We start from the raw sequence: 6,438 nt of genomic DNA on the forward strand, positions 1-6,438 counted from the left end.
TTCGTCAGCCCGCGAGCAGGTCTCGGCCGGGGATGGCTTCGAGCAGGCGCCGGGTGTAGGGGGATTGCGGGTTGTCGAAGACTTCGGTGGTGGGGGCGGCTTCCACGACCTTTCCGGCTTGCATTACCACCACGTTGTCGGCGATTTGGCGGACGACGGCAAGGTCGTGGGTGATGAAGAGATAGGACAGGCCGAGTTCGGCCTGGAGTTGGTTGAGCAGTTGCAGGATTTGGGCCTGGACGAGGACGTCGAGGGCGGAGACGGCCTCGTCGCAGACGACCAGTTCCGGGGAGAGGGCCAGGGCGCGGGCGATGGCTACCCGCTGACGCTGGCCACCGGAGAGTTCATTGGGGTAGCGGCGCATGACCGAGGCGGGCAGTGAGACCTTGTCGAGCAGGTCGCGGACGGTGGCCTCACGCTCCTTCGGGGTGCCGATGCGGTGTGTGCGCAGTGGTTCCTCGATGGTGCGATAGATGGAGTACATGGGGTCCAGTGACCCGTACGGATCCTGGAAGACCGGTTGGACTCGACGCCGGAATGCCAAGGCGGCCTTGGCATTCAGATTCGCCACCGCGCGCCCGTCGAAGCTGACATGCCCGGAGGTGGGTGCGAGCAGGCCCAGCACCATCTGCGCGACAGTGGATTTGCCGGAGCCGGATTCGCCGACGATGGCGGTGGTGGTGCCGCGACTCAGCTTGAAGGAGACGTCGTCGACGGCGACCAGGTCGCTGGATTTCCACGGGGTACTGCCGCGGATCTTGTAGACCTTGGTGAGGTTCTCCACCACGAGCACTTCATCTGGGGCACTGGCGAATTCGGCATCGGTCTCGGCCAGTTGCTCCGCCACTTGAATGGCTTGCGCGCGTACTTCCGCGCGTTGCCGGACCGAGGAGAGCCGCTGCGAGGCCAGCGACGGCGCGGAGTTCACCAGCTTCTTGGTGTACAGGTGCTGGGGTTCGCGCAGGATCTGTTGTGCCGGACCGGATTCCACCACCTTGCCGCGGTACATCACCACCAGGTGTTCGGCGCGTTCGGCGGCCAGTCCGAGGTCGTGCGTAATGAGCAGCACGGCCGTACCGAGTTCGCTGGTGAGCGTATCGAGGTGGTCCAGGATCTGCCGCTGCACGGTGACATCCAGCGCGGAGGTGGGCTCATCGGCGATGAGTAGTGCGGGGCGGCAGGACAATCCGACGGCGATGAGCGCGCGCTGGCGCATGCCGCCGGAGAATTCGTGCGGATACTGATTGACCCGCCGCTCGGCATCTGGCATGCCGGCCTCGGCGAGCAGTTCGACCGCACGCTGTTTCGCGGCCGCACCCTTGGCAATTCCGTTGGCCTCCAACGTTTCCCGAATCTGGAAGCCGACCTTCCACACCGGGTTCAGGTTGGACATGGGGTCCTGTGGCACGAAGCCGATCCCCTTGCCGCGCACGCCTTCGATCTCCCGCTTCGATGCTTTGGCGAGATCCTTGCCGCCGAACATGATGGAGCCGTCGGTGATCTCCCCGCTGCCGGGCAGCAGGTCGATGATGGCGTGCGCGGTGGTCGACTTGCCGGACCCGGATTCACCGACAATGGCGACGGTTTGGCCCGGGTACACCGACAGATTCACCCCGCGCACGGCGGGAATCCGTTTCCCCTCCGAGGTGAAGCAGACATTCAGGTCGCGGACCTCGAGCAGTGGTTCGGTCACGGTCGTCACCTCTTCCGGGACTTGGGATCCAGGGCGTCACGCACCGCGTCGCCGAGCATGATGAAGCTCAGCACGGTGAGCGCCAGCGCGGTCGCCGGATAGAACAGGATGGCGGAGGTGCGAATCTCCTTCTGATTCGCGGCGATATCCGAACCCCAGGACACGATCTGCCGGGAGAGCCCGACGCCCAGGTACGACAGCGTGGCCTCGGTGACGATGAAGACGCCCAGTGAGATGCTGCTGACCACGATCAGCGGGCTCACCGAGTTCGGCAGCACATGCCGCACCAGCGTCCGGAATCTGGTCACCCCCAATGCCTGTGCCGCGGTGACGTATTCGCTGTTGCGTGCCTGGATCACCGCGCCGCGGGCGATACGCGCCGCCTGTGGCCAGCTGAACGAGGCCAGTGTCAGCATGACCGTCCAGATGGTGCGGGTGGCGAGCAGCTGCATGAGCACGATCGCGGCCAGGGTCAGCGGCAGCGCGAAGAATATCTCCGCGATGCGTGAGATCACCGAGTCCAGCAGGCCGCCGTAGTACCCGGCGATGGCGCCGAGGGTGCCGCCGAGCAGTACGAACAGCAGGGTGGCACCGAGTCCGGTCGCGACCGATGCCCGTGCCCCGTAGATGGTCCGGGCGTAGATGTCACAGCCCTGCTTGTCGTAGCCGAACGGATGGCCGCTACTCGGCGGATGCATGCTGAAATCGCCGCTGCAGTAACGCGGATCGACGCTGGTGAACAGCCGCGGCCAGATCGCGACCAGCACGATGAACACGATCAACAGCGCCGCGATAATGAAGATCGGGTTGCGCCGCAACTGTTTCCACGCCTCGTGCCACACGCTGGTCGGTGCCGCGGTTTCGTCCAGCCGGTCGGTGGCGAGCACCTCCACTTCGTCCGGCGGTGCGACGAAATGCTCTTGCCCGGGCCGGATTTCGGATATTCCGAGCTCTGTGTCAGACATAGCGGATCCTCGGATCGAGTGCGGCATAGAGCAGATCGACGATCAGATTGGTCAGCAGCAGAATGACGATCAGCACGGTCACGAAGGCGACCACCGTGGGCGGTTCACCGCGGGTGATCGCCTGGTACAGCGTGCCGCCCACGCCCGGAATATTGAAGATGCCCTCGGTGACGACCGCGCCGCCCATCAGGAAGCCGAGGTCGGTGCCGACGAAGGTGATCACCGGGATGAGCGAGTTGCGCAGGATGTGCACCACGATCACCCGTCGCCGGCTCAATCCCTTGGCGGTCGCGGTGCGCACGTAGTCGGCGGACATGTTCTCCGCCACCGAGTTTCGAGTCAGCCGCAGCACATACGCGAAGGAGAGTGAGCCCAGTACGAACGCGGGCACCAGCAGGTCGGTGAAGCTCGCCTTGCCGCCGACGGTGACCGGTGCGATACCCCATTTCACGCCGAGCAGGTATTGCGCCAGGAAGCCGACGACGAAGATCGGCACGGCGATGATGACGAGGCTGAGCACCAGCATGGTGGAGTCGAAGAGTTTGCCCTTGCGCAGTCCGGCGACGAGTCCGAAGGCCACCCCGAAGACGAATTCGATGCAGACGGCCATGACGGCGAGCCGGAAGGTGATGGGGAAGGCGCGGGCCAGTTCCTCGCGCACCGGTCGTCCGGAGAACGAGGTGCCGAAGTCAAGGGTGACAATGCCTTTCAGGTATTCCAGGTATTGAATGAAGAACGGCTGATCGAGGTGATAGCGCGCCCGCAGCGCGGTCTCGACGGCCGGGGTCATCTGTTTTTGCCCGGCGAGCGCCTGGATCGGGTCGCCCGGGATCAGGAACACCATCGCGTAGATGAGGAACGTCGCTCCGAGGAAGACCGGGATCATCTGGAGCAGCCGCCGCACGACATACCAAGCCATGTTTCACTCCAATGAGCGGACGGGGGTCGCGGCGTTCGCGCGACCCCCGGCGGCGGTTACTTCTCGATGTTCTCGAAGTCGAACAGGCCCGACCAGCTGACCTCCGCCTTCTTCACCTTGTCAGAGCGCCCGGCCGCGACGTTGTAGTCGAAGATCGGGATATCGGGCATGTCCTTGAACAGCACCGTCTGTGCCTGGGCCAGGATGTCGTAGGCGGCCTCCGGGGTGGCGGCGGCCTGCGCCTTGGTCAGCAGTTGATCGAATTCGGGGCTGGAGTACTGGGTGTTGTTGGAGCCGGATCCGGTGAGGTACAGCTGGGTCAGGAATTCGAACATCGACGGGTAGTCGCCCTGCCAGCCGTAGCGGAAGGCTTTGCCGATGGTCTTGTTGGTGATCTCGTCGCGGATGCCCTTGAACGTCGGGTAGGGCACGCCGACCGAGTCGATGCCGAGGGTGTTCTTGACGCTGTTGGCGACCGCTTCGATCCAGCCCTGATGTCCGCCATCGGCGTTGTAGCCGATCTGGAAGGAGCCCGACCACGGCGAGATGGCGTTGGCCTGCGCCCACAACTTCTTGGCCTCGTCGGGGTTGAACTTCAGTGCCTCGGAGCCGGGCAGGCCGCCGCGGAAGCCGGGCAGCGTGAACGCCGTGAAGTCCTGGCAGGCGACGCGGGTGCCGTGGAAGATGTTGTCCGCGATCTGATCCCGGTTGATGGCCATCGAAATGGCCTTGCGCCGTAGGACGCCTTCGGCGCCGCCGAAGTGCGCGACCGTCGGCTGGATGCCGATGTGCTGGCTGTAGGCGATCGGGTGCTGGATGGCGCGGTCGCCGAGGTCCTTCTTATAGGTGGCCAGTGCGCTGTCCGGAATGATGTCGAGCGCGTCGAGATTGCCGGCCTGCAGATCGGCGTAGGCGGTGTCGTAGGACTGGTACATCACGAACCGCAGGCCCTTGTTCTTGGCCGGGCGGCCGCCGTGATAGTCCGGGTTGGGCACGACATCGATCTGGACATTGTGCTGCCAGTCGGAGAACTTGTATGGGCCGTTGCCGATCGGGTGTTCGCCGAATCCCTTGGTGTCCTTGAAGAACGACTCCGGCATCGGATAGAACGGCGCGTAGCCGAGCTCCAACTCGAAGTCGATCGAGGGCTCTTTCAGATCGATGGTGAAGGTGTGGTCGTCGATCACCTTCAGCCCCGAAAGGGTCTGTGCCTTGGGCGGATCCGCCGAAACGTCGTCGTAACCGGCGATCTCGGAGAAGGCCGCGTTCTGCAGCTGACCGTTGGTGCCGAGCGCGCCGTAGTTCCAGGCGTCGACGAACGATTTGGCCGTCACGGCGGTGCCGTCGGTGAACTTCCAGTCCTTCAGCGTGATCTTGTAATGCTGCCGGTCGGTGGTGTCGATCGACTGTGCCACTTCGTTTGTCGCCTTGCCACCGGCGTCGTAGTACTTCAGACCGGCCCACAGCCGGTCCACCACCCGGCCGCCCATATTCTCGTTGACATCGGTGGGCACCAACGGTTTCTGCGGTTCACCGCCGTTGACGGTGACGAAGTCGGTACTGTCGCCGCCGCCGGACGAGCAGCCGGTCAGCGCGAAGCTCGTGGCCATCAGCGCTGTGGCCGCCACCGCGGTTATCGTCTTTATTCTCAACGCATTTCTCCCGGTTTCCGGAATGGCGAGGGGGACGGTGATGCGCGCCGAGGTCCTTCAGCGCTATCGACGATCCGCCTTGGGTGAATCGGACAGTAACCGTCCGACACGGAGATTTCAGCGGTTCGAAACCGGATTGTTCGCTGAGTTAGCAATCCGGCAACATGATCGGCTCGGACCCGGGGTCGCACCTGACACTTTGCACAATGAGACAGCCGCACCCACCCCTGGTCACACTCGGTTAGGGTCGAACGTGGCCGCGGTCACCCCGCGACCTGCACGCGCGAGAGAAGAAGAGAGAGATGACCGAAACCACCGCCGATCACCTGGATGCCTATCCACCGAGCGCTGAGTTCGCCGACGCCGCCAACGCCGACGCCTCTCTCTACGAGCGGGCTGCCGCCGACCGCGAGGGCTTCTGGGCCGAGCAGGCGCAGCGACTGCACTGGGCGCAACCGTGGAATCGGGTACTGGACTGGGACAACGCCCCCTTCGCCGAATGGTTCGTGGGCGGCAAGCTGAACGTCGCCTACAACTGCGTCGACCGGCATGTGCTGGACGGGCACGGCGACCAGGTCGCCATCCACTGGGAGGGCGAGCCCGGAGATTCCCGCGCCATCACCTACGCCGAACTGCTGGCCGAGGTGTCCCGCGCCGCCAATTACCTGACCTCCATCGGGCTCGTCGCCGGGGATCGCGTCGCCATCTACATGCCGATGGTGCCCGAGGCCATCGTGTCCATGCTGGCCTGCGCCCGGCTGGGACTGACGCATTCGGTCGTGTTCGCGGGCTTCTCCCCCAGCGCCCTGCGCCAGCGCGTGGACGACGCGTCGGCCCGGCTCGTCATCACCACCGACGGGCAGTGGCGGCGCGGTAAGCCCGCCCCGCTCAAGGAAGCGGTGGATGAGGCTCTCGCAGAAGGCGATTCGAGCGTCGAGCAGGTGCTGGTGGTCAACCGCACCGGGATCGACACGGCCATGGTCGAGGGCCGCGACGTGTGGTGGCACGAGACCGTCGCGAACGCTTCGCCCGAGCATGAGGCCGAAGCGTTCGATGCCGAGCATCCGCTGTTCATCCTGTATACCTCCGGGACCACGGGTAAGCCCAAGGGCATCCTGCACACCTCCGGTGGCTACCTGACGCAGACCTCGTACACCCACAATTACGTGTTCGATCACAAGCCGGGTGCCGATGTGTACTGGTGCACCG

General features: G+C 64.6%; 5 protein-coding genes. 1 reads left to right on the forward strand and 4 read right to left on the reverse strand.

Annotated features, from left to right (window positions below; all coding sequences use genetic code 11):
- Window positions 1–4: 4 nt before the first annotated feature.
- The 4 genes from GFY24_RS24120 to GFY24_RS24135 are packed head-to-tail and all read right to left on the reverse strand — an operon-like array spanning window position 5 to window position 5,187.
- Window positions 5–1,693, reverse strand: coding sequence for an ABC transporter ATP-binding protein (locus tag GFY24_RS24120; protein ID WP_309231266.1), 1,689 nt, complete (start codon window positions 1,691–1,693; stop codon window positions 5–7).
- Between the two features lie 5 nt (window positions 1,694–1,698).
- Window positions 1,699–2,658: an ABC transporter permease gene (locus GFY24_RS24125; RefSeq protein WP_153807335.1), complete on the reverse strand. Its 960-nt coding sequence runs from the start codon at window positions 2,656–2,658 to the stop codon at window positions 1,699–1,701.
- On the reverse strand, window positions 2,651–3,577 hold the full coding sequence (locus tag GFY24_RS24130; RefSeq protein WP_153807336.1) for an ABC transporter permease: 927 nt from the start codon (window positions 3,575–3,577) through the stop codon (window positions 2,651–2,653). Before GFY24_RS24130 ends, GFY24_RS24125 begins: the two co-directional genes overlap by 8 nt.
- A 56-nt stretch (window positions 3,578–3,633) precedes the next feature.
- Window positions 3,634–5,187 (reverse strand): ABC transporter substrate-binding protein, encoded by a 1,554-nt coding sequence (locus tag GFY24_RS24135; protein ID WP_153807390.1) that lies wholly within the window; start codon window positions 5,185–5,187, stop codon window positions 3,634–3,636.
- A 344-nt stretch (window positions 5,188–5,531) separates the two neighbouring features.
- Between GFY24_RS24135 and GFY24_RS24140 the strand changes: the two genes are divergently transcribed.
- Window positions 5,532–6,438 (forward strand): AMP-binding protein (locus GFY24_RS24140; RefSeq protein WP_153807337.1); only part of this gene is annotated, 907 nt, incomplete at its 3' end.

This window comes from Nocardia sp. SYP-A9097 (genome assembly GCF_009649815.1).
Lineage (GTDB): Bacteria > Actinomycetota > Actinomycetes > Mycobacteriales > Mycobacteriaceae > Nocardia.

Bases quoted from the DNA above. Each gene is read 5' to 3' on its own strand.
- GFY24_RS24130 (WP_153807336.1), bottom strand. From the start codon at position 3,577: ATGGCTTGGTATGTCGTGCGGCGGCTGCTCCAGATGATCCCGGTCTTC.
- GFY24_RS24135 (WP_153807390.1), bottom strand. From the start codon at position 5,187: ATGGCCACGAGCTTCGCGCTGACCGGCTGCTCGTCCGGCGGCGGCGAC.
- GFY24_RS24125 (WP_153807335.1), bottom strand. From the start codon at position 2,658: ATGTCTGACACAGAGCTCGGAATATCCGAAATCCGGCCCGGGCAAGAG.